This window comes from Microbacterium foliorum (genome assembly GCF_003367705.1).
Lineage (GTDB): Bacteria > Actinomycetota > Actinomycetes > Actinomycetales > Microbacteriaceae > Microbacterium > Microbacterium foliorum.
Map to the genome: position 1 here is coordinate 2,150,687 of NZ_CP031425.1, position 19,448 is coordinate 2,170,134.

A 19,448-nucleotide genomic window follows, 5' to 3' on the forward strand; every position below is an offset into this window, starting at 1 on the left:
ACCCCCGGCGATGACGGGTCGCGCCAGGATCGTGGCGATTAGACTGTGGGGCACAACCCACACTCAGGCACGCTCACACAGTGCCGCACACATCGCTCGAGGAGATCTTCCATGTCCGTGATTCCCGACAAGCCCGTACTCGAAGGTCTCGAAGCGAAGTGGGGTGAGTCGTGGTCCGAGCAGGGCACCTATCTGTTCGATCGACTGCGCGCCGCCCAGTCCGGCCGTGAGGGCGTCTACTCGATCGACACCCCTCCGCCGACGGCCTCCGGCAGCCTGCACATCGGTCACGTGTTCTCGTACACGCACACCGACGTCAAAGCGCGCTTCGAGCGCATGCGCGGCAAGAACGTGTTCTACCCGATGGGCTGGGACGACAACGGGCTGCCCACCGAGCGCCGCGTGCAGAACTATTACGGCGTGCGCTGCGATCCGACGCTCCCCTATCGGAACGACTTCACGCCGCCGTTCGAGGGCGGCGACAACAAGTCGAGCCGTGCCGCCGACCAGGTGCCGATCAGCCGACGCAACTTCATCGAACTGTGCGAGCGTCTGACCATCGAGGACGAGAAGCAGTTCGAGGCTCTGTTCCGTCTGCTGGGCCTCTCGGTCGACTGGAGCCAGACCTACCGCACCATCTCCGACGACACCATCCGTCAGAGCCAGCTCGCGTTCCTGCGCAACCTCGAGCGCGGCGAGGCCTACCAGTCGCTCGCGCCGACCCTGTGGGACATCGACTTCCGCTCCGCCATCGCCCAGGCGGAACTCGAAGACCGCGAGCAGCAGGCCGCGTATCACACGATCGATTTCCCCTTCGCGGACGGATCCGGATCGATCACGATCGAGACCACCCGCCCCGAGCTGCTCCCCGCCTGCGTCGCGATCGTGACGCACCCCGAGGGCCCGCACAAGCACCTGATCGGCACGAAGGTGCGCACGCCGTTCTTCGGCGCCGAGATCGAGATCCACGGACACCACCTCGCCCAGCCCGACAAGGGCACGGGCGCTGCCATGGTCTGCACCTTCGGTGATGTGACCGACATCATCTGGTGGCGCGAGCTGCGCACCACCAGCGGCGGCGATCTGCCGAACATGACGACCATCGGACTCGACGGACGCTTCCTGCCCTCCGCGCCGTCGATCGTCGCGAACGCCGAGGCCATCGACTGGTACACGGCCGAACTCGCCGGCAAGACCGTGTTCTCGGCACGCAAGGCCATCGTCGAGAAGCTGCAGGAGACCGGCGATATGACTGCGGTCGGCAAGCCGTTCACCCACGCGGTGAAGTTCTTCGAGAAGGGTGACCGCCCCCTCGAGATCGTCTCGACCCGTCAGTGGTACATCCGCAACGGCGCCCGCGATGCGCAGCTGCGCGATCAGCTCCTCAGCCACGGCACGGACGTCGCCTTCCACCCCGACTTCATGCGCGTGCGCTACGAGAACTGGGTCGGCGGCCTGACCGGCGACTGGCTCGTGTCCCGACAGCGCTTCTTCGGCGTGCCGATCCCGCTGTGGTACGGACTCGACGACAACGGCGACCGCGACTACGACCGCGTGCTCGCGCCCGACCACGCGTCCCTGCCCATCGACCCGACCACCGACGTACCGGCCGGCTACACCGAGGATCAGCGGGGAGCGGCCGGGGGCTTCGAGGCCGAAGCCGACATCCTCGACACGTGGGCGACCTCGTCTCTCACCCCGCAGCTCGCGGGCGGATGGCAGCGCGACGAGGAGCTGTGGAACCTCACCGCCCCGTTCGACCTGCGCCCGCAGGGTCAGGACATCATCCGCACCTGGCTGTTCTCGACCATGCTGCGCTCCACTCTCGAAGACGGCCGCGCGCCGTGGCGCAACGCCGCCATCTCCGGCTTCATCGTCGACCCCGACCGCAAGAAGATGTCGAAGTCCAAGGGCAACGTGGTGACTCCGGCGGACATCCTCGAGACCCACGGATCCGACGCGGTGCGCTACTGGGCCGCCTCCAGCCGCCTGGGAATGGACGCCGCGTTCGACCCTCAGAACCCGACGCAGGTGAAGATCGGCCGTCGTCTCGCGATCAAGGTGCTGAACGCCGCCAAATTCGTGCTCTCGTTCCCGGTGCCGGACGGCGCGCAGGTCACGCATGCTCTCGACGCCTCGATGCTGACCGCACTCGATGCCGTGATCGTCGAGGCGACGAAGGCGTTCGAGAACTATGACCAGGCCAAGGCACTCGAGGTCACCGAAGCGTTCTTCTGGACCTTCTGCGACGACTACCTCGAGCTCGTCAAGGAGCGCGCCTACAACCAGAACGATGTCGGACAGGCATCCGCGGCACTCGCCCTGCGACTGGCGCTCTCGACGCTGCTGCGGCTGCTCGCCCCCATCCTGTCGTTCGCGACCGAAGAGGTGTGGTCGTGGTTCGAGGAGGGATCGGTGCACACCGCGTCCTGGCCCGAGCCGCTCGGCATCGAGGGCGACACGGCCGTGCTGTCGGCGGCGAGCGAAGCCCTGATCGGCATCCGCCGCGCGAAGACCGAGGCGAAGGCATCGCAGAAGACCCCGGTCTCGCGTGCGGCGATCGCCGCCCCGGCAGCCAAGCTCGACGCGCTGCGCGCCGCGGCCGACGACCTCCGCGCGGTCGGACGCATCGCGGAGCTCGAGTTCGCCGAAGCGGAGTCGTTCGCGGTCACCGCGATCGAGCTCGCCCCGGTCGAGGGCGCCTGATGCAGCTGGGCACGCGATGGGCGGCGGGCTCCGAGGCCCCCGCGTCGGTCCCGGCGGCGCTGCGTCCCGCGATCGCGGAGGTCGAATCCCGCGGGCTCGCCGGACACTGGACGCTGACGTGGCTCGAAGGCCGCGCCATCGCCGAGCTGGACGCGGGCTGGGAGGTCGTGCAGACGCCGTCCGGCGATGTCGTCGCCCGCCCCTTCGAGGACTGAGCTCACCGCACCGAGCTCTCCGCACGGACCTCTCCGCACTGACCTCTCCGCACAGACGAAGCCCCCTGCACGCCGTCTCCGGCAGGGGGCTTCGTCGAGGCGCGCTCGTGTCACTGCCGTCGCCGCGCACCGCGGACCGGCCCGGTCGTGGCTAGGCTCGATGGATGACCGACGACTCGAACCCTCTGCTCCAGCCGTCCGCACTCCCCTACGGACTGCCCGACTTCGCCACGATCCGCGCAGAGCACTACCTGCCCGCGTTCGAGACGGCGTTCGCCCGGCATCTCACCGAGATATCCCGGATCACCATGGTGCGCTCGATGCCGACCTTCGAGAACACCATCGAAGCCCTCGAACGGTCCGGCGAGCTGCTCGACCGCGTGGCCCACACGTTCTACACCGTCACGTCGGCGGATGCGACGACCGAGGTCCAGGACATCGACGAGAAGCTCGCCCCGCTGATGGCCGCGCATCAGGACGCGATCACCCTCGACTCCGCGCTCTACTGGCGCGTGCAGCAGGTGCACGCGCAGCTCGACCGACTGGAGCTCGATGACGAGCAGCGGTATCTCGTCGAGCGCCACCATCGGGAGATGACGCTCGCCGGGGCTGGGCTCGACGACGAGCACAAGGCACGCCTCACCGCGCTGAACCAGCAGCTGTCGACCCTCACCAACACCTTCGAGCGCAACCTGCTGAACGACACCAACGATCTGGCTGTCGTCTTCGACTCGGCCGACCAGCTCGCAGGTCTCAGCTCCGGCGAGCTCTCGGCCGCGCGTCGAGCCGCCGCCGACAGGGACATCGACGGGTACCTCATCGCGCTGCCTCTGTTCACCGGGCACCCCTACCTGGCCCAGCTGTGCGATCGCACGTCGCGGCGCCGTATCCTCGACGCATCGCGCGCCCGTGGCTCGCGTGACAACGCGCACGACAACCGCCCCGTCCTGCGGGAGATCGTGCGCCTGCGCGCCGAGCGCGCCGCGCTGCTCGGGTTCTCCTCCCACGCCGCGTACGTCACCGCCGACGAGACCGCAGGCACCCCGGATGCCGTCGAGGACATGCTCCGTGCTCTCGCCGCCCCCTCGGCCCGCAACGCGCGAGCGGAGCAGGCGGAGCTGCAGTCGATCGTCGACGAGACCGAGGCCGACCCCTTCACCGTCGAGGCGCACGACTGGGCGTTCTACACCGAGAAGGTCCGCACGGCGAGGTATGACATCGACACCAGCGCACTGCGGCCCTGGTTCGAGGCCGAGCGGGTGCTGCAGGACGGCGTCTTCTTCGCCGCCACGCGGCTCTACGGCGTCACCTTCAGCGAGCGGCACGACCTGGTCGCCTATCACCCGGGAGCCCGGGTGTTCGAGGTGCGCAACGCCGACGGGAGCGAGCTCGGTCTGTACGTGCTCGACCTCTACACGCGCGACTCGAAGCGCGGTGGCGCCTGGATGAACCCGATCGTCAGCCAGTCGCGTCTCCGGGCCACATCTCCGGTCGTGGTCAACAACCTCAACGTCCCGCTCCCCGGCGACGGAGAACCGACCCTGCTGACACTCGACGAGGTCACCACGCTGTTCCACGAGTTCGGGCATGCCCTGCACGGCCTGTTCGCGGAGGTGACGTATCCGCACTTCGCCGGAACCAACGTCTTCCGCGACTTCGTCGAGTTCCCCAGCCAGGTGAACGAGATGTGGATCCTGTGGCCGGAGGTGCTCGACAACTACGCGCGTCATCACGTGAGCGGTGAGCCGCTCGACCCGGCCGTCGTGGAGCGCCTGCGGGCCACCGAGACCTTCGATCAGGGCCATGCCACCAGCGAGTACCTCGCCGCCGCGTGGCTCGACCAGGCATGGCATCGCATCGGTGTGGATGTCGAGATCGCCGACGTCGCGGAGTTCGAGGCCGCGGCACTCGCGGACATCGGGCTCGACAACCCCGTCGTGCCGACCCGTTACTCGTCGACCTACTTCGCCCACGTGTTCTCGGGCGGATACAGCGCCGGGTACTACTCCTACATCTGGAGCGAGGTGCTCGACGCCGACACCGTCGAGTGGTTCCGCGACAACGGCGGGCTCACCCGCGAGAACGGTGACCGGTTCCGGGCACGCCTGCTCGGCGTCGGCGGCTCGAAGGACCCGCTCGAGGCGTACCACGACTTCCGTGGCCGCTCCGCGGACATCGCCCCCCTGCTGAAACGGCGAGGTCTCGAGGCCTGACCGTCCGCCCGCGGCGCGGTTCCCGTCCGCCGCGGGCGCTCAGCGGCCCATCAGCTCCATCGCCTTGTACCAGGTGAGCTGGTGATAGCTCTGGGCGAGGTGCTCGCCGAGGCCGTCGACGGAGACGATGTGCACGGCAATCGCCTCGCTCTCGTCGAGCGTCTGGTCCGAGACGCGGACGCAGCCGCGCGCGAGAAAGTGATGCACGCGGTTGGTGTGGTTGCCGAAGTTCGCCCAGGTGGATCCGAGTCCGACGATCTCTTGCGCCTCGAACCCCGTCTCTTCGCGCAGCTCCCGCGCCGCTGCCGCGATCGACGCTTCGCCGGCTTCGACGCCGCCCCCGATCGTCCCCACGGCGATGATCCCCGCTCCGTGACGGTATTCCTCGACGACGATCGCGTTGCCGTCGACGTCCAGTGCGAGCACGGAGATCCAGTCCCCGTACTCGAGCACGTAGTAGGGCGCGATCCGGAGATCCTCCGCATCACGGCAATCGTCGGCTCGCACGCGGATCCAGCGGTCGGCGACGACGATCTCGCTGTCGACGACCCGCCAGGGAGCGGGAGGCCGGCTCACGCGCTCTTGCGCGTGCGCTCCATCACGATCGTGGGAGGCGCACCCTCGTCGACGGCGGCACGGGTCACGATGACCTTGGCGACGTCTTCGGCCGAGGGGATCTCGAACATGATCGGACCGAGCACGTCTTCGAGGATCGCTCGCAGTCCGCGAGCACCCGTCTTGCGCTCGACGGCCAGATCGGCGATGGAGCGCAGTGCGTCCTTCTCGAACTCGAGCTCGACGCCGTCGAGCTCGAACATGCGCTGATACTGCTTGACGAGGGCGTTGCGGGGACCGGTGAGGATGTCGATCAGCGCATCCTGGTCGAGCGGCGAGACGTTGGTGACGACGGGCAGACGGCCGATGAACTCGGGGATGAGCCCGAACTTGTGCAGGTCTTCGGGCAGCACCTCGCTGAAGAGGTCGAGGTCTTTGCCCTTGTCGTGCAGCGGGGCACCGAAGCCGATGCCGTGCTTGCCCACGCGGGCCGACACGATGTCCTCGAGGCCGGCGAATGCACCGGCAACGATGAAGAGCACGTTCGAGGTGTCGATCTGCAGGAACTCCTGGTGCGGGTGCTTGCGCCCGCCCTGCGGCGGCACCGAGGCGACCGTGCCCTCGATGATCTTGAGCAGCGCCTGCTGCACGCCCTCGCCCGAGACGTCGCGGGTGATCGAGGGGTTCTCCGCCTTGCGGGCGATCTTGTCGACCTCGTCGATGTAGATGATGCCCTGCTCGGCGCGCTTGACGTCGTAGTCCGCCGCCTGGATCAGCTTGAGCAGGATGTTCTCGACGTCTTCACCGACGTACCCGGCCTCGGTGAGCGCGGTGGCATCGGCGACGGCGAACGGCACGTTCAGTCGCTTCGCGAGCGTCTGGGCGAGATAGGTCTTGCCGCAGCCGGTGGGACCGATGAGCAGGATGTTGCTCTTGGCGATCTCGATGCTCTCGGCCTTCTGCTCGGCCGACTGCAGCGTGCTGTGGGCACGGATGCGCTTGTAGTGGTTGTAGACGGCGACCGACAGGGCCTTCTTCGCGGGCTCCTGCCCGACCACGTACTCCTCGAGGAACGAGAAGATCTCGCGGGGCTTGGGGAGTTCGAAGTCCGCCGTTCCCTCGGCGGAGGACTCCGCCATCCGCTCCTCGATGATCTCGTTGCACAGCTCGACGCACTCGTCGCAGATGTACACACCGGGGCCAGCGATGAGCTGCTGCACCTGCTTCTGACTCTTTCCGCAGAATGAGCACTTGAACAGGTCAGCGCTTTCACCGATACGGGCCATGCGCGTCCTCCTAGGGGGATCCAGAGATCGTCTACTGAGCCTAACCGGTGCATCCGACACCGGGACGCATTGGAGCATCGGCGCAGATCTCGAGTCCGTATCGACATCGCCACCGAGACGACGAAGGCCCGTCGCGCAGGATCTGCGCGACGGGCCGTGCTGTCGATCGACTCAGACCATGCTCTTGGTGTGCCAGACCGTCTTCATCTCGGTGAACGCGCCGATCCGCTCGGGCGATGCGGTCACCGGCCCGGGGGTGAGCACGCGCGTCAGCGTCTCGGCGGCGGCGATCTGCATGTCGATCCAGTCGAGATCACCGGCCCCGGCCAGGTCGAGGGCGTTGACGTCCTGGTGCGAGGCGAGCCACGGCGCCATCTCGGCGGGAGAACCCGTGAGCACGTTGACCACTCCCCCCGGCACGTCGCTCGTGGCGAGCACCTCTGCGAGGCTGATCGCGGAGAGCGGATGCCGCTCGCTCGCGATCACGACGACGGTGTTGCCCGCGACGAGCGCAGGCGCCACGACCGACACCAGCCCGAGGAGCGCCGAGTCCTGGGGTGCCACGATCGCGACGACGCCGGTCGGCTCGGGAACCGAGATGTTGAAGTACGGGCCGGAGACGGGGTTCGCGTTGCCCGCGACCTGTGCGTACTTGTCGCACCACCCGGCGTACCAGACCCAGAGATCGATGGCCTCGTCGACCTGCGCGGCGGCCGCCGATGCCGACACGCCCTCCTGCGCGGTGATCTCGTCGATGAACTGCGCGCGGCGGCCCTCGAGCACCTCGGCGACCCGGTAGAGCACCTGTCCCCGGTTGTAGGCGGTCGCTCCCGACCAGCCCTTGACCGCGGAGCGGGCGGCGACGACCGCGTCACGGGCGTCCTTGCGGGAGCCCTGGGCGGCGTTCGCGAGGAACGCGCCCTTGGCGGACAGCACCTCGTAGGTGCGCCCGGACTCGCTGCGCGGGAAGGCTCCGCCGATGGCGAGCTTGTACGTCTTCGGAACAGTCAGTCTCTTGCTCATGCTGCGGATCCCTTCAGGTAGGCGGTGAGGCCCTGGCGTCCGCCCTCGCGGCCGTATCCGGACTCCTTGTAGCCGCCGAACGGGCTCGACGGATCGAAGCGGTTGAACGTGTTGGCCCAGATGACGCCCGCGCGCAGGCGGTCGGCGACCGCGAGGATCCGCGACCCCTTGTCCGACCAGATGCCCGCCGACAGGCCGTACGGCGTGTTGTTGGCCTTGGCGATGGCCTCTGCGGGGGTGCGGAAGGTCAGCACCGACAGCACGGGTCCGAACACCTCGTCGCGTGCGATCCGATGCGAGGCCTCGACGCCGGTGAAGATCGTCGGCGCGAACCAGAACCCCTTGTCGGGAATCGCGCAGTCCGCCGTCCAGCGCTCCGCACCCTCGGCCTCGCCGATGTCGCTGAGCTCACGGATGCGGGCGAGCTGCGCCGACGAGTTGATCGCACCGATGTCGGTGTTCTTGTCGAGCGGGTCGCCGAGACGCAGCGTCGACAGGCGGTTCTTCAGACGATCGATGACCTCGTCGTGGATCGACTCCTGCACGAGCAGACGGCTTCCGGCGCAGCACACGTGCCCCTGGTTGAAGAAGATGCCGTTGACGATCCCCTCGACCGCCTGGTCGATCGGCGCGTCATCGAACACGATGTTCGCGGCCTTGCCGCCGAGCTCGAGCGTGAGCTTCTTGTTCGTTCCCGCGACGGCCCTCGCGATGTCGCGGCCCACTCCGGTCGAGCCGGTGAACGCGACCTTGTCGACGTCCGGGTGGCGCACGAGGGTGGCCCCCGTCGCACCGGCGCCCGTGATGATGTTCACGACGCCCGCGGGCAGGTCGGCCTGCTGCAGGATCTCGGCGAAGATGAGCGCGGTGAGCGGGGTCGTCTCGGCGGGCTTGAGCACGACCGTGTTGCCGGCCGCCAGAGCGGGAGCGACCTTCCACGCCAGCATCAGCAGCGGGAAGTTCCACGGGATGATCTGCCCCGCGACGCCGAGCGCGCGGGGGTCTGCACCGAGGCCCGCGTGGTCGAGCTTGTCCGCCCAGCCCGCGTAGTAGAAGAACCAGGATGCGACGAGAGGCACGTCGACGTCACGGCTCTCCTTGATCGGCTTGCCGTTGTCGAGGCTCTCGGCGACCGCGAGCTCGCGAGCACGCTCCTGCACGAGACGGGCGATGCGGAACAGGTACTTTCCTCGATCGCGACCGCTCATCTTCGACCAGGTCTTCTCGTATGCACGACGGGCGGCGGCGACGGCGCGGTCGACGTCCTCATCGGACGCCGAGGCGATCTCCGCGATGCGGCTCTCGTCGGCGGGTGAGATGGTGGCGAAGCTCGAGCCCGAGCCGTCGACGAACTCGCCGTCGATGAACAGCCCGTAGCTGTCCTTGAGGTTGAGGACTGCCTTCGACTCCGGTGCCGGAGCGTATTCCAGGAATGACATATGAGGGTTCCTAGTCGATCGTGACGTAGTCGGGGCCGGAGTAGTGTCCGGTGGTGAGCTTCTGACGCTGCAGCAGCACGTCGTTCAGAAGGCTGGAGGCGCCGAAGCGGAACAGGTGCGGCTGGAGCCACTCCTCGCCCACGGTCTCGGCGACGGTGACGAGGTACTTCACCGCGTCCTTCGAGGCGCGGATCCCCCCGGCGGGCTTGACCCCGATGCGCTCCCCGGTGCCACGATGCCAGTCGCGCACGGTCTCGAGCATGAGCAGCGTGGTGGGAAGAGTGGCGGCGGGCTGCACCTTGCCGGTCGACGTCTTGATGAAATCGCCACCCGCCAGGATGCCGAGCCACGAGGCCCGCTTGATGTTGTCGTACGTGTTGAGCTCGCCCGTCTCGAGGATGACCTTGAGCGAGGCGTAGGACCCGTCGGCTCGGCGGCACGCCTCCTTGACCTGTGCGATCTGGTCGTAGACGAGACCGTAGCGGCCCGACAGGAACGCGCCCCGGTCGATCACCATGTCGATCTCGTCCGCCCCGGCGGCCACGGCCTCGGCGGTGTCCGCGAGCTTGATCGCCAGCGACGACCGTCCGCTCGGGAACGCCGTGGCCACGGCGGCCACCGAGATGAGACCGTCGTCGGGGTCGCCATGCAGGTCGCCGAGGGCGGCGACGGCGTCGCCCACCATGTCGCCGTACACGCAGACGGCGGCGACCCGGGGGGTCGACGGATCCGCGGCATCCGGGTTCTTCGCCTTTGCGACCAGCGAGCGCACCTTGCCGGGCGTGTCCGAGCCCTCGAGGGTCGTGAGGTCGATCAGCTTGATGATGGTGTCCAGCGCCCACGCCTTGGACGTGGTCTTGATGGACCGCGTTCCGAGGCCCGCGGCGCGCTGCTCGAGTCCCACGGCGTCGACGCCGGGGAGGCCGTGCAGGAATCTGCGGAGTGTGGCGTCGTCCGGCTCACCGCCGAGGACGTCCACCGCCGCTCTGCGGCTGAGTTCTTGGGTCGTCACTGTTCCTCCAACAATGCTCGTGCTGTGGTCTCATCGGTCACGAGGACGCTGCACAGGCCGCTGGAGACGACCGTGCGTGCGATGTCGTGTTTGGCGTCACCGGCGGTGACGAAGATCGAGCGCTCGGCGCCGCGGAGCCGGCTGAGCTCCACCCCGACCGTGCGGGCGTCGAGCTGCGGGTCGACGACGTTGCCGTCGGCGTCGATGTACCTCCCGAGCACGTCGCCGACGGCGCCGCGTCGGGCGAGCTCCTCGACGTCGGATGCCGTGAGGTATCCGTTCTCCACGTGCGCGGAGGTGGCGTCGCAGGGCCCTGCGGTGAAGAGGAAGGCCTGGGCCTCGGCGGCCTCCTCGAGAACCGCCGCGACGGTGCGGTCGGATTCGATGGCCTGCTTGGTCTCGACCCGTTCCAGGATCGCGGGGCTGGGAAGCAGCGAGACGTGCCCGGATGCGCGCTGCGCGATCGTCACGGCGAGGCCGGCGGCCCCGCCGGAACGCCGGTTCAGGCTCACGCCTCCGTTGAGCTGCACGACGGTCACCCCGGTGGCCCAGCCTTCCGGCAGCGCTTCGGCGACCGCACGGAGCGTGCGTCCCCAGCTGACGCCGAGCGTGCGGGGAACGGGTCGCATCGCGGTGAGGAAATCGGCCGCGGCCTGGGCGACCCTCTCGAGGGTGCCGTCGTCGCCGTCCGGTGCGGGAACCACGATGGCCGCGGTCAGCCCGTGTCGCTCGACGAGCTGACGCTCCAACCCGAGCCGACGGGCGCGCGGGTGCACGATCTCGATCCGGACGATGCCGCGCTCACGCGCCTGCGTCAGCAGGCGTCCCACCTTCCAGCGCGAGAGCCCGAGGAGGGCGCCGATCTCGTCCTGTGTCTTGTCCTCGTCGTAGTAGAGCTCTGCGACGCGGACCATGGTGAGTTCGTCTTCCACGGCATCCTCCTTCATGCTCCAGTGTATGACCGGAACACCGTTCGCGCACCCTCCCGCTCATATGAGCAAGTACTGCCTGTCGGCGCGCACATCCGTCGAATCGAGTCCCGCATACGAAGAAAGGACGCCGGCCCGAAGGCCGACGTCCTGTCCGATCGCAGTGATCAGGCGCGCTTGCGCGAGGTGAGCACCTGGTCGACGATGCCGTAGTCGAGCGCCTCAGCGGCCGAGAGGATCTTGTCGCGGTCGATGTCGCGGTTGACCTGCTCGACGGGCTTGCCGGTGTGGCGAGCCATGGTCTCCTCGAGCCAGGTGCGCATCCGGAGGATCTCCGCGGCCTGGATCTCGATGTCGGAGGCCTGGCCGTGCCCGGCCTCGCCCATCGCCGGCTGGTGCATGAGCACGCGGGCGTTGGGCAGTGCGAGACGCTTGCCGGGGTGACCGCCCGCGAGCAGCACGGAGGCAGCCGACGCCGCCTGGCCGAGCACCACTGTCTGGATCTGCGGCGCGACATACTGCATCGTGTCGTAGATCGCCGTCATCGCGGTGAACGAACCACCGGGCGAGTTGATGTACATCGTGATGTCGCGCTCGGAGTCCTGGCTCTCGAGAACAAGCAGCTGCGCCATCACGTCGTCGGCCGACGCGTCGTCGACCTGCACGCCGAGGAAGATCACGCGATCTTCGAACAGCTTGTTGTACGGATCCTGACGCTTGAAGCCGTAGGCCGTGCGCTCCTCGAACTGAGGAAGCACATAGCGGCTGGAGGGCAGGTCGCCGGCAGAGCGGAAGGTGGGTGAGTACATGAGAGTCCTTTCGCTTTCCGTTACTTGTTGTCCTGGTCGGTTCCGCCGCCGCCGATGACGTCGGTGGCCGAGTCGCGGATGTGGTCGACGAAGCCGTACTCGAGCGCCTCGTCGGCGGTGAACCAGCGGTCGCGGTCACCGTCGGCGTTGATCTGCTCGACCGACTTGCCGGTCTGCGCCGCGGTGATCTCGGCGAGCCGGTTCTTCATCGACGTGATCAGCTGCGCCTGCGTCTGGATGTCGCTCGACGTTCCGCCGAAGCCACCGTGCGGCTGGTGCAGCAGCACGCGGGCGTTCGGGGTGATGTATCGCTTGCCCTTGGTGCCCGCGGTCAGCAGCAGCTGTCCCATGGACGCCGCCATGCCGATGCCGACCGTGACGATGTCGTTCGGCACGAACTGCATCGTGTCGTAGATCGCCATGCCGGCCGTGATCGACCCACCGGGCGAGTTGATGTAGAGGTAGATGTCCTTGTCGGAGTCTTCCGCGGCGAGAAGGAGGATCTTCGCGCAGATCTCATTGGCGTTCTCGTCGCGCACCTCCGATCCCAGCCAGATGATGCGGTCCTTCAACAGCCTGTCGAAGACGCTCGTAGCGAGGAGGGGTTCTGCAGCCATGTCAGCTCCTGATTCCGTGTTTCAGTGATTCGAATCTACCGGCGACGACGCGGCGCTCAGGCCGTGTTCGCCGTCGGCATATCAGCCGTCGAGCTCCGCGATCTCATGCGCGTACGCGGTCATCGAGCGGTGGTAGCGGGGCAGATGCGGGACGAGCGCGAGCAGCGCCACGGAAAGGCCCTGCGCGGGACGACCCGCGCTCGCCAGGATCAGCGCGTGCACGGTCGCCACGGCGTCCCGATACGGGCCGTCCGCCGAGAGCTCCTCCTCGGCGCGGATGACGGCGAGGGCATCGTCGTGGTCGCCGAGGTTGCGCAGCGAACTCGCCAGCTGGATGACGCACTGCGGACGGTGCTCCTCGTCGAGACCCAGCGCGAGCGCACGCCGGTACAGCTCCACGGCCTCGGCGGGGCGGCCGGCGGAGTCGCGGGCGCCCGCGCGTTCGAATTCCGCGCGCGCATCATCCGTGCCGCGTTCCGCCGCGAGGGCATCGATGCGGGAGATCGTGTCATCCCCGACCTCCTCCCCGGAGGCATCCGCCCACACCTCGTCGATCCGCTCTTCCCACGTCTTCGTCATCCCCTGCTCCTTCTCTGCGTCGTGCGACGAGAAAGGGGCGGATGCCGCAGCATCCGCCCCTCTCTCAGAGATCGTGTCCGATCACTCGGCCTTGTCGGCCGCCTTCTTGGCCGGAGCCTTCTTGGCCGGAGCCTTCTCTTCGGCAGGCTCAGTGCGGCGCTTGGCGGCGGGCTTCTTCGCGGCCGGCTTCTCCGCAGCCTCGGCGTCGTCGGCCTTCTTGGCAGGGGCCTTCTTGGCAGGGGCCTTCTTCGCCGCAGGCTTCTTCGCGGCCGGCTTCTCAGCGGCGTCCGTGTCGTCAGCCTTCTTCGCGGCCGCCTTCTTGGCCGGAGCCTTCTTGGCGGGCTCCTCGTCAGCCGCAGCCTCGTCCGCTGCCTCGTCGTCGGTCACGACGAAGTCGGACAGGTCGACGGGCTTGCCGTTGGTGTCGACGACCTTGACCTTGCCGAGCGCGATCGCGAGCGCCTTGTTACGGGCGACCTCGCCGACGAGCGCGGGGAGCTGGTTCGACGACTGCAGCGCCTCGACGAACTCCTGCGGAGCCATGCCGTACTGCGACGCGGACTGGATGAGGTACTGCGAGAGCTCCTCCTGCGAGACCTGCACGTCGGCCTGCTCGGCGATCGTGTCGAGGAGCACCTGCGTGCGGAACTGCTTCTCGCTGGCCTCGGTCACCTCGGCACGGTGCACGTCGTCCTCGAGGCGGTTCTCGCCCTCGAGGTGGTTGTGCACCTCGTCCTCGATGAGCTTCGGGGGCACCGGGATGTCGATCTGCTCGAGCAGCGTCTCGACGAGCTTGTCGCGAGCCGCGGAACCCTGGGTGAAGACACCCTGCTGCGACACACGCTCGACGAGGCTTGCGCGGAGCTCGGCGATCGTGTCGAACTCGCTGGCGATCTGCGCGAAGTCGTCGTCGGCCTCGGGGAGCTCGCGCTCCTTGACGGCCTTGACGGACACCGAGACCTCGGCCTCGGAGCCGGCGTGGTCGCCGCCGACGAGCGCGGAGCGGAAGGTCGTGTCCTCACCGGCGGTGAGCGACTCGATCGCGTCGTCGATGCCCTCGAGCAGCTCGCCGGAGCCGACCTCGTAGGAGACGCCCTCGGCGCGGTCGATCTCGGCGCCGTCGATGGTGGCGACGAGGTCGAGCTCGACGAAGTCGCCCTTGGCTGCCGGGCGGTCGACGGGAACGAGCGTGCCGAAGCGCGCGCGGAGGTTCTCGACCTCTGCATCGATCGCAGACTCATCGGCCTCGATCGCGTCGACGGTCAGGGTGATGCCGTCGTACGCGGGGATCTCGATCTCCGGACGGACGTCGACCTCGATGTCCACGAGCAGGTCGCCCGAGAAGTCCTTCTCGTTCGGCCACTGCGTGATGTCGGCGGCCGGACGGCCGACGACACGGAGCTTGTGCTCGACGGTCGCCTCGCGGAAGAACTTGTCGAGGCCCTCGTTGACCGCGTGCTCGATGACCGCGCCGCGCCCGATGCGCTGGTCGATGATCGGAGCCGGGACCTTGCCCTTGCGGAAGCCGGGGATCTGCACGTCCTGAGCGATGTGCTCGTACGCGTGCGCGATGCTGGGCTTGAGGTCGTCGGGGGTGACCGTGATGCTGAGCTTGACCCGGGTCGGGGTCAGCTTCTCGACGGTGCTGTTCGCCATTCTGGTGTGCTCTCCTTGTGATTTCCGCGCTGAATCGCGGCTGTCAGGCCGTTGAAGCCGTGTCGGGGCGACAGGAGTTGAACCTGCGACCTCCCGCTCCCAAAGCGGGCGCTCTACCAAACTGAGCTACGCCCCGGGGAATCCGCATGCAGATTCAGCCCCACCGAGTCTAACGGACACGAGCACTCCCGTCAGTCCGCTATGATCGATGAGTCGGCATGCACCGCGAGGAACCTGCTGACACCGGGGCTGTAGCTTAGTGGTAAAGCCTCTGTCTTCCAAACAGATGATGCGAGTTCGATTCTCGTCAGCCCCTCACTCCGAAGGCCCCCGCAGAGATGCGGGGGCCTTCGACGTTCTCCCGGTGGCCGCACTCAGCTCGGCCGCGTATCCTTCAGGCAGAGTCGACGGTGTCGAGGAACGCGGACTCCGACCGGAGGTCCCGCACGAATGACCCGCCTCACCGCCCCCGAACCCGGTGGTCATCTCCTCCCTGCCCGCCTCGCCGGACCGAGGCCGACGGTGCCCCGCCGCAGGCCGCGCCGCGGAGTCGTCCTCGCTCTTCTGGGTGCACTCCTCGTCGTCGGCGGGCTGGGCGGACTGCAGCTCACCGCCAGCCTGGGCTACGACGATTCGCGCGATCGATTCACTGAGGCTCTCAGCGCCGCCGACGCACGAGCGGCCGAGATCCGTCGGACGACAGACGAGCTGATCTCGACCACGGACGCGGCGAGTCAGCTCGTCGAGATCGATTCGGGGATGCTCACGGATCCGCAGACGAAGGAGCGACTCGCCGCCTCCGTGGCATCCGCGAGCGAGACCACGTCGAACACCGGGGATCTCCTCGACGAGGACCTTCCGGATGCCGAGGCGAAGCCCGTCGTCTTCTGGGAGCTCTTCGCGGCGGCGACGGCGCTGAAGAGCGACGCGGAGGTCGTCGCGACGCTCGACGCGGAGCTCGCCCAGGAGCCCCCCGCCCTCGATGCCGCGGCATCGGATCTCACCGAATCCGGCCTCGCGTTCCTCGGATCCGCCGCCGACACCGCGGCCCCGTTCGAGACCGCGCACATCTCGGCGAAGAACGATGACGTGATCGCGCTGCGGAACGCCGCAGCGTCGGTGTCGGAGCTCACCACCCTCGATGAGCGGAGCGTGAGCAGCTTCACCGCTCTGCAGAACGCCGCCGGGCAGGTCGTCGCGTCCGAGAGTGCGGAGCTGGCGGAGAAGGCGGGGCCCCTTCAGGGGGTCCGACTCGAGGTCGAGGCCTTCGCGCGCTCGCTGGCACCGGGCGTGCTGCTCGAGTTCGACTGGAGCCCTGTCGTCAACGGCGCGGGGTACAACGGCAGCATGGGCGGGCTGACCACCTGGTGGTGGGACGAACCCGACCGTGCGCTGATCGAGCTCTCGGACTCGGTGGCCGCGCAGTGGCCCGCAGAACGCAGCAGGGCTCTCGTCGCGCACGAGGTCGGGCACGCGATCAGCGTCAAGTGCGAGGGCATGTACGACGCATCGACGCAGGACAGCATCGAGAAGTGGGCGACCGCCTGGGCGATCGGCATGGGGTTCTCCGACGACGCGAACGGCGTGTCGGCGTACGGCTACCCGCCGCAGTCCTACATCGACGCCGCCCTGGCCTGTCGCTGAGCGCCGCTCCCCCGCGCACCGCCAGGATACGAAGAAGCCGCCGCGATCGGATCGCGGCGGCTTCGTCGTGTGTTCAGGTCGAGGTCACTGACCCCGACGCTCGCGCAGCTGTGTGAGCGCGTCCTCGAGAAGCTGGACGGCCTCTTCGTCGGTACGCCGCTCCTTCACATAGGCGAGGTGCGTCTTGTAGGGCTCCGGCTTCGCGAGCGCCGGCGGGTTCGCCTTGTCGCGACCGGCCGGGAGACCGGACTGCGGGTGGTCGATCGTATCGGGGATCTCCTCTTCGGGAAGCCCCGCCGCGAAGAACCGCACCGTCTCGTTGCCGAGACCGTCCCAGTAGGACACGCGGATGCGATCCGCGTGGTACCCGTGGTCCTGCTCGCCCATCGGGCCGGAACCCACACGGGTCCCTCGGATCGCGTTGCCGCCAGTAGCCATCAGATAACCTCGAACTTCGTGATGAGACCGAGCGCGACGATCGCCACGAACCACGCGAGAGCGAGGATGACCGTGAAGCGGTTCAGGTTGCGCTCTGCGAGACCCGACGACCCGACGGCCGACGACATGCCGCCGCCGAACATGTCCGACAGGCCGCCACCGCGACCCTTGTGGAGCAGGATGAGGAGAGTCAGCAGGACGCTGGTGATACCCAGCACCACCTGCAGGACGAACTCGAGAATATCCACGAGGAGAGAGCCTTTCGCTGGGGCAGGTCTGCCCCGGTAACGGTCAAGTATACGGTGTGGCGGGGCCGCAGCCCCGCCACACTCACACGCCTACGTGCTTCTCGAAGCGGATGATCGCGGCGAATTCGTCGACCACGAGGCTCGCGCCTCCGACGAGTGCGCCATCGACATCGGGCTCGCGCATGAAGCTGGCGATGTTCGCTGCCTTGACCGATCCGCCGTAGAGGATGCGGGTGCGCGCCGCGGCATCGTCTCCCAGCACCCTGGCGATGACGGTGCGCAGCGCGGCGCAGACGTCCTGCGCCTGCTGCGGCGTCGCCGCCTGTCCCGAGCCGATGGCCCAGACCGGCTCGTATGCCACGACGATGTCCGCATCCTTGGGGAGACCCTGCAGGGCGACCTCGAGCTGACCGGCCGGCACCGCGCTGGCGCCGAACTTCTCGAGATCCTCCGCCGTCTCTCCCACGCAGATGACGGGCGAGAGTCCGTGCTTCAGCGCGGCCTTGGTCTTCGCGGCGACGACCTCGTCGGACTCGGCGTGATACTCACGGCGCTCCGAGTGGCCGATGATGACGTACCTCGCGTCGAGCTTCGCGAGGAACGCACCCGACACCTCGCCGGTGTAGGCACCGGAATCGTGCGCCGAGATGTCCTGCGCGCCGAGGGCGAACGGGATCTTGTCGGCGTCGATCAGCGTCTGCACGCTGCGGATGTCGGTGAAGGGCGGGAACACCGCGACCTCGACCGAACCGTCCTCGTGCTTGGCGTCCTTCAGCGTCCAGTGCAGCTTCTGCACGAAGGCGACCGCCTGCAGGTGGTCGAGGTTCATCTTCCAGTTTCCCGCGATCAGCGGGGTACGGGTGTTCACACCCATCCGAGCACCTCCAGGCCGGGTAGTTTCTTGCCCTCGAGGAACTCGAGGCTGGCGCCGCCACCGGTCGAGATGTGACCGAACTGGTCGTCGGTGAAACCGAGCTGACGAACGGCCGCGGCCGAATCGCCCCCGCCGACGACGCTGAGGCCTTCGACCTCGGTGAGCGACTGCGCGACGGCTTTGGTGCCGCCCGCGAAGGCCGGGAACTCGAACACACCCATCGGGCCGTTCCAGAACACGGTCTGGGAGCTGCGGATCACCTCGGCGAACCGCGCAGCGGTCTCCGGGCCGATGTCGAGGCCGATGCCGGAGGCACCGAAAGCAGTGCTCTCGATCGCATCGGCGGCCGTCACCTCATGCTCGGCGTCGGCCGAGAACGACGAGGCGACGATGACATCGGTCGGCAGCACGAGCTCCACGCCACGCTCCTTCGCCTCCGCGATGTACCCGCGCACGGTGTCGAGCTGATCCTCTTCGAGGAGGCTGGAGGCCACGGCGTGGCCCTGCGCCTTCAGGAAGGTGAACAGCATGCCGCCGCCGACGAGGATGCGATCCACGCGAGGCAGCAGATGCGAGATCACACCGAGCTTGTCGCTCACCTTGGATCCTCCGAGCACGACCGCGTACGGGCGCTCCGGATTCTCGGTGAGGCGGTCGAGCACGTCGAGCTCGGTCGCGATGAGGAGTCCGGCTGCCGAGGGCAGCAGCTCGGCGAGGTCGTAGACGCTCGCCTGCTTGCGGTGGACGACACCGAACCCGTCGGAGACCAGCACATCGCCGAGCTCTGCGAGCTGAGCGGCGAACGCTCCCCGCTCCGCGTCATCCTTCGAGGTCTCCCCCGGGTTGAACCGCAGGTTCTCGATGACGACGACACCGCCGTCCTCCAGCGAGGACACGGCCTCGTGCGCGGACTCGCCGACGGTGTCGCGCGCGAACGCGACCGGCTTGCCGAGCAGCTCGGACAGCCGCTGGGCGACCGGGGCGAGGCTGTACTGCGGGTCGGGCGCCCCGTCGGGACGTCCGAGGTGCGAGCACACGACGACGCGGGCACCCGCGTTGATCAGTGCGTTGAGGGTCGGCAGCGAGGCGCGCACACGGCCATCGTCCGTGATGATCCCGTCCCGGAGCGGGACGTTGAGATCACAACGGACGATGACGCGCGTGCCCTCGAGCGAACCCAGTGAATCCAGGGTGCGCAGAGTCAT

At 68.1% G+C, this 19,448-nt stretch carries 18 protein-coding genes and 2 tRNA genes; 5 read left to right on the forward strand and 15 right to left on the reverse strand.

Annotated elements, in window-relative coordinates; translation table 11 throughout:
* The first annotated feature begins 111 nt into the window (after nucleotides 1-111).
* The 3 genes from valS (at nucleotide 112) to DXT68_RS10150 (ending at nucleotide 5,134) form a co-directional block, all read left to right on the forward strand.
* Nucleotides 112-2,706 carry a valine--tRNA ligase gene (gene valS / locus DXT68_RS10140; RefSeq protein WP_045253797.1) on the forward strand — a complete coding sequence of 865 codons (2,595 nt, stop codon included), beginning with the start codon at nucleotides 112-114 and terminating at the stop codon, nucleotides 2,704-2,706.
* On the forward strand, nucleotides 2,706-2,921 hold the full coding sequence (locus DXT68_RS10145; RefSeq protein ID WP_045253796.1) for a hypothetical protein: 216 nt from the start codon (nucleotides 2,706-2,708) through the stop codon (nucleotides 2,919-2,921). Before valS ends, DXT68_RS10145 begins: the two co-directional genes overlap by 1 nt.
* Before the next feature lie 164 nt (nucleotides 2,922-3,085).
* The gene (locus DXT68_RS10150) at nucleotides 3,086-5,134 is read left to right on the forward strand and encodes a M3 family metallopeptidase (protein ID WP_045253795.1); all 2,049 of its coding nucleotides are present in this window, start codon (nucleotides 3,086-3,088) and stop codon (nucleotides 5,132-5,134) included.
* Nucleotides 5,135-5,173: 39 nt separating this feature from the next.
* Here the strand turns inward: DXT68_RS10150 and DXT68_RS10155 are convergent, their stop codons facing one another.
* The 11 genes from DXT68_RS10155 to DXT68_RS10205 all read right to left on the reverse strand — a co-directional run bounded on the left by DXT68_RS10155 (nucleotide 5,174) and on the right by DXT68_RS10205 (nucleotide 15,175).
* Nucleotides 5,174-5,710, reverse strand: a complete 537-nt coding sequence (locus tag DXT68_RS10155) for an NUDIX hydrolase (protein ID WP_052677683.1) — start codon at nucleotides 5,708-5,710, stop codon at nucleotides 5,174-5,176.
* Nucleotides 5,707-6,975 (reverse strand): ATP-dependent Clp protease ATP-binding subunit ClpX, encoded by a 1,269-nt coding sequence (clpX, locus tag DXT68_RS10160; RefSeq protein WP_045253794.1) that lies wholly within the window; start codon nucleotides 6,973-6,975, stop codon nucleotides 5,707-5,709. Before clpX ends, DXT68_RS10155 begins: the two co-directional genes overlap by 4 nt.
* Before the next feature lie 171 nt (nucleotides 6,976-7,146).
* The gene (locus DXT68_RS10165; RefSeq protein ID WP_045253793.1) at nucleotides 7,147-7,998 is read right to left on the reverse strand and encodes an aldehyde dehydrogenase family protein; all 852 of its coding nucleotides are present in this window, start codon (nucleotides 7,996-7,998) and stop codon (nucleotides 7,147-7,149) included.
* Nucleotides 7,995-9,437 carry an aldehyde dehydrogenase family protein gene (locus DXT68_RS10170; RefSeq protein ID WP_045253792.1) on the reverse strand — a complete coding sequence of 481 codons (1,443 nt, stop codon included), beginning with the start codon at nucleotides 9,435-9,437 and terminating at the stop codon, nucleotides 7,995-7,997. The genes DXT68_RS10165 and DXT68_RS10170 overlap by 4 nt, the downstream gene beginning before the upstream one ends.
* A gap of 10 nt (nucleotides 9,438-9,447) precedes the next feature.
* Complete coding sequence (gene deoC, locus DXT68_RS10175) at nucleotides 9,448-10,449, reverse strand: deoxyribose-phosphate aldolase (protein ID WP_115760490.1); 1,002 nt, start codon at nucleotides 10,447-10,449, stop codon at nucleotides 9,448-9,450.
* On the reverse strand, nucleotides 10,446-11,381 hold the full coding sequence (locus tag DXT68_RS10180; RefSeq protein ID WP_230111684.1) for a sugar-binding transcriptional regulator: 936 nt from the start codon (nucleotides 11,379-11,381) through the stop codon (nucleotides 10,446-10,448). Before DXT68_RS10180 ends, deoC begins: the two co-directional genes overlap by 4 nt.
* A gap of 164 nt (nucleotides 11,382-11,545) precedes the next feature.
* Nucleotides 11,546-12,187 carry an ATP-dependent Clp protease proteolytic subunit gene (locus tag DXT68_RS10185; protein ID WP_045253790.1) on the reverse strand — a complete coding sequence of 214 codons (642 nt, stop codon included), beginning with the start codon at nucleotides 12,185-12,187 and terminating at the stop codon, nucleotides 11,546-11,548.
* 20 nt (nucleotides 12,188-12,207) lie between these two features.
* Nucleotides 12,208-12,804 (reverse strand): ATP-dependent Clp protease proteolytic subunit, encoded by a 597-nt coding sequence (locus DXT68_RS10190; protein WP_045253789.1) that lies wholly within the window; start codon nucleotides 12,802-12,804, stop codon nucleotides 12,208-12,210.
* Nucleotides 12,805-12,885: 81 nt separating this feature from the next.
* On the reverse strand, nucleotides 12,886-13,383 hold the full coding sequence (locus DXT68_RS10195; protein ID WP_045253788.1) for a tetratricopeptide repeat protein: 498 nt from the start codon (nucleotides 13,381-13,383) through the stop codon (nucleotides 12,886-12,888).
* Between the two features lie 81 nt (nucleotides 13,384-13,464).
* Complete coding sequence (gene tig / locus DXT68_RS10200; RefSeq protein ID WP_045253787.1) at nucleotides 13,465-15,039, reverse strand: trigger factor; 1,575 nt, start codon at nucleotides 15,037-15,039, stop codon at nucleotides 13,465-13,467.
* Nucleotides 15,040-15,101: 62 nt separating this feature from the next.
* Nucleotides 15,102-15,175, reverse strand: a tRNA-Pro gene (locus DXT68_RS10205).
* Nucleotides 15,176-15,284: 109 nt separating this feature from the next.
* On the opposite strand from DXT68_RS10205, the gene DXT68_RS10210 reads away from it, so the two are divergent.
* Nucleotides 15,285-15,355: transfer RNA gene (locus tag DXT68_RS10210), tRNA-Gly, on the forward strand.
* A gap of 134 nt (nucleotides 15,356-15,489) precedes the next feature.
* Entirely contained in the window at nucleotides 15,490-16,683 is a 1,194-nt protein-coding gene (locus DXT68_RS10215) for a zinc metalloprotease (protein ID WP_052677682.1), read from the forward strand.
* An 84-nt stretch (nucleotides 16,684-16,767) separates the two neighbouring features.
* Here DXT68_RS10215 and DXT68_RS10220 read toward each other — a convergent pair whose 3' ends face one another.
* From DXT68_RS10220 to DXT68_RS10235, 4 genes are all read right to left on the reverse strand, one after another.
* Nucleotides 16,768-17,121: an RNA polymerase-binding protein RbpA gene (locus tag DXT68_RS10220; protein WP_045253784.1), complete on the reverse strand. Its 354-nt coding sequence runs from the start codon at nucleotides 17,119-17,121 to the stop codon at nucleotides 16,768-16,770.
* The gene (gene secG / locus DXT68_RS10225; protein ID WP_045253783.1) at nucleotides 17,121-17,369 is read right to left on the reverse strand and encodes a preprotein translocase subunit SecG; all 249 of its coding nucleotides are present in this window, start codon (nucleotides 17,367-17,369) and stop codon (nucleotides 17,121-17,123) included. The genes DXT68_RS10220 and secG overlap by 1 nt, the downstream gene beginning before the upstream one ends.
* Before the next feature lie 82 nt (nucleotides 17,370-17,451).
* Nucleotides 17,452-18,243, reverse strand: a complete 792-nt coding sequence (tpiA, locus tag DXT68_RS10230) for a triose-phosphate isomerase (RefSeq protein ID WP_045253782.1) — start codon at nucleotides 18,241-18,243, stop codon at nucleotides 17,452-17,454.
* Nucleotides 18,234-19,448 carry a phosphoglycerate kinase gene (locus tag DXT68_RS10235; protein ID WP_045253781.1) on the reverse strand — a complete coding sequence of 405 codons (1,215 nt, stop codon included), beginning with the start codon at nucleotides 19,446-19,448 and terminating at the stop codon, nucleotides 18,234-18,236. The genes tpiA and DXT68_RS10235 overlap by 10 nt, the downstream gene beginning before the upstream one ends.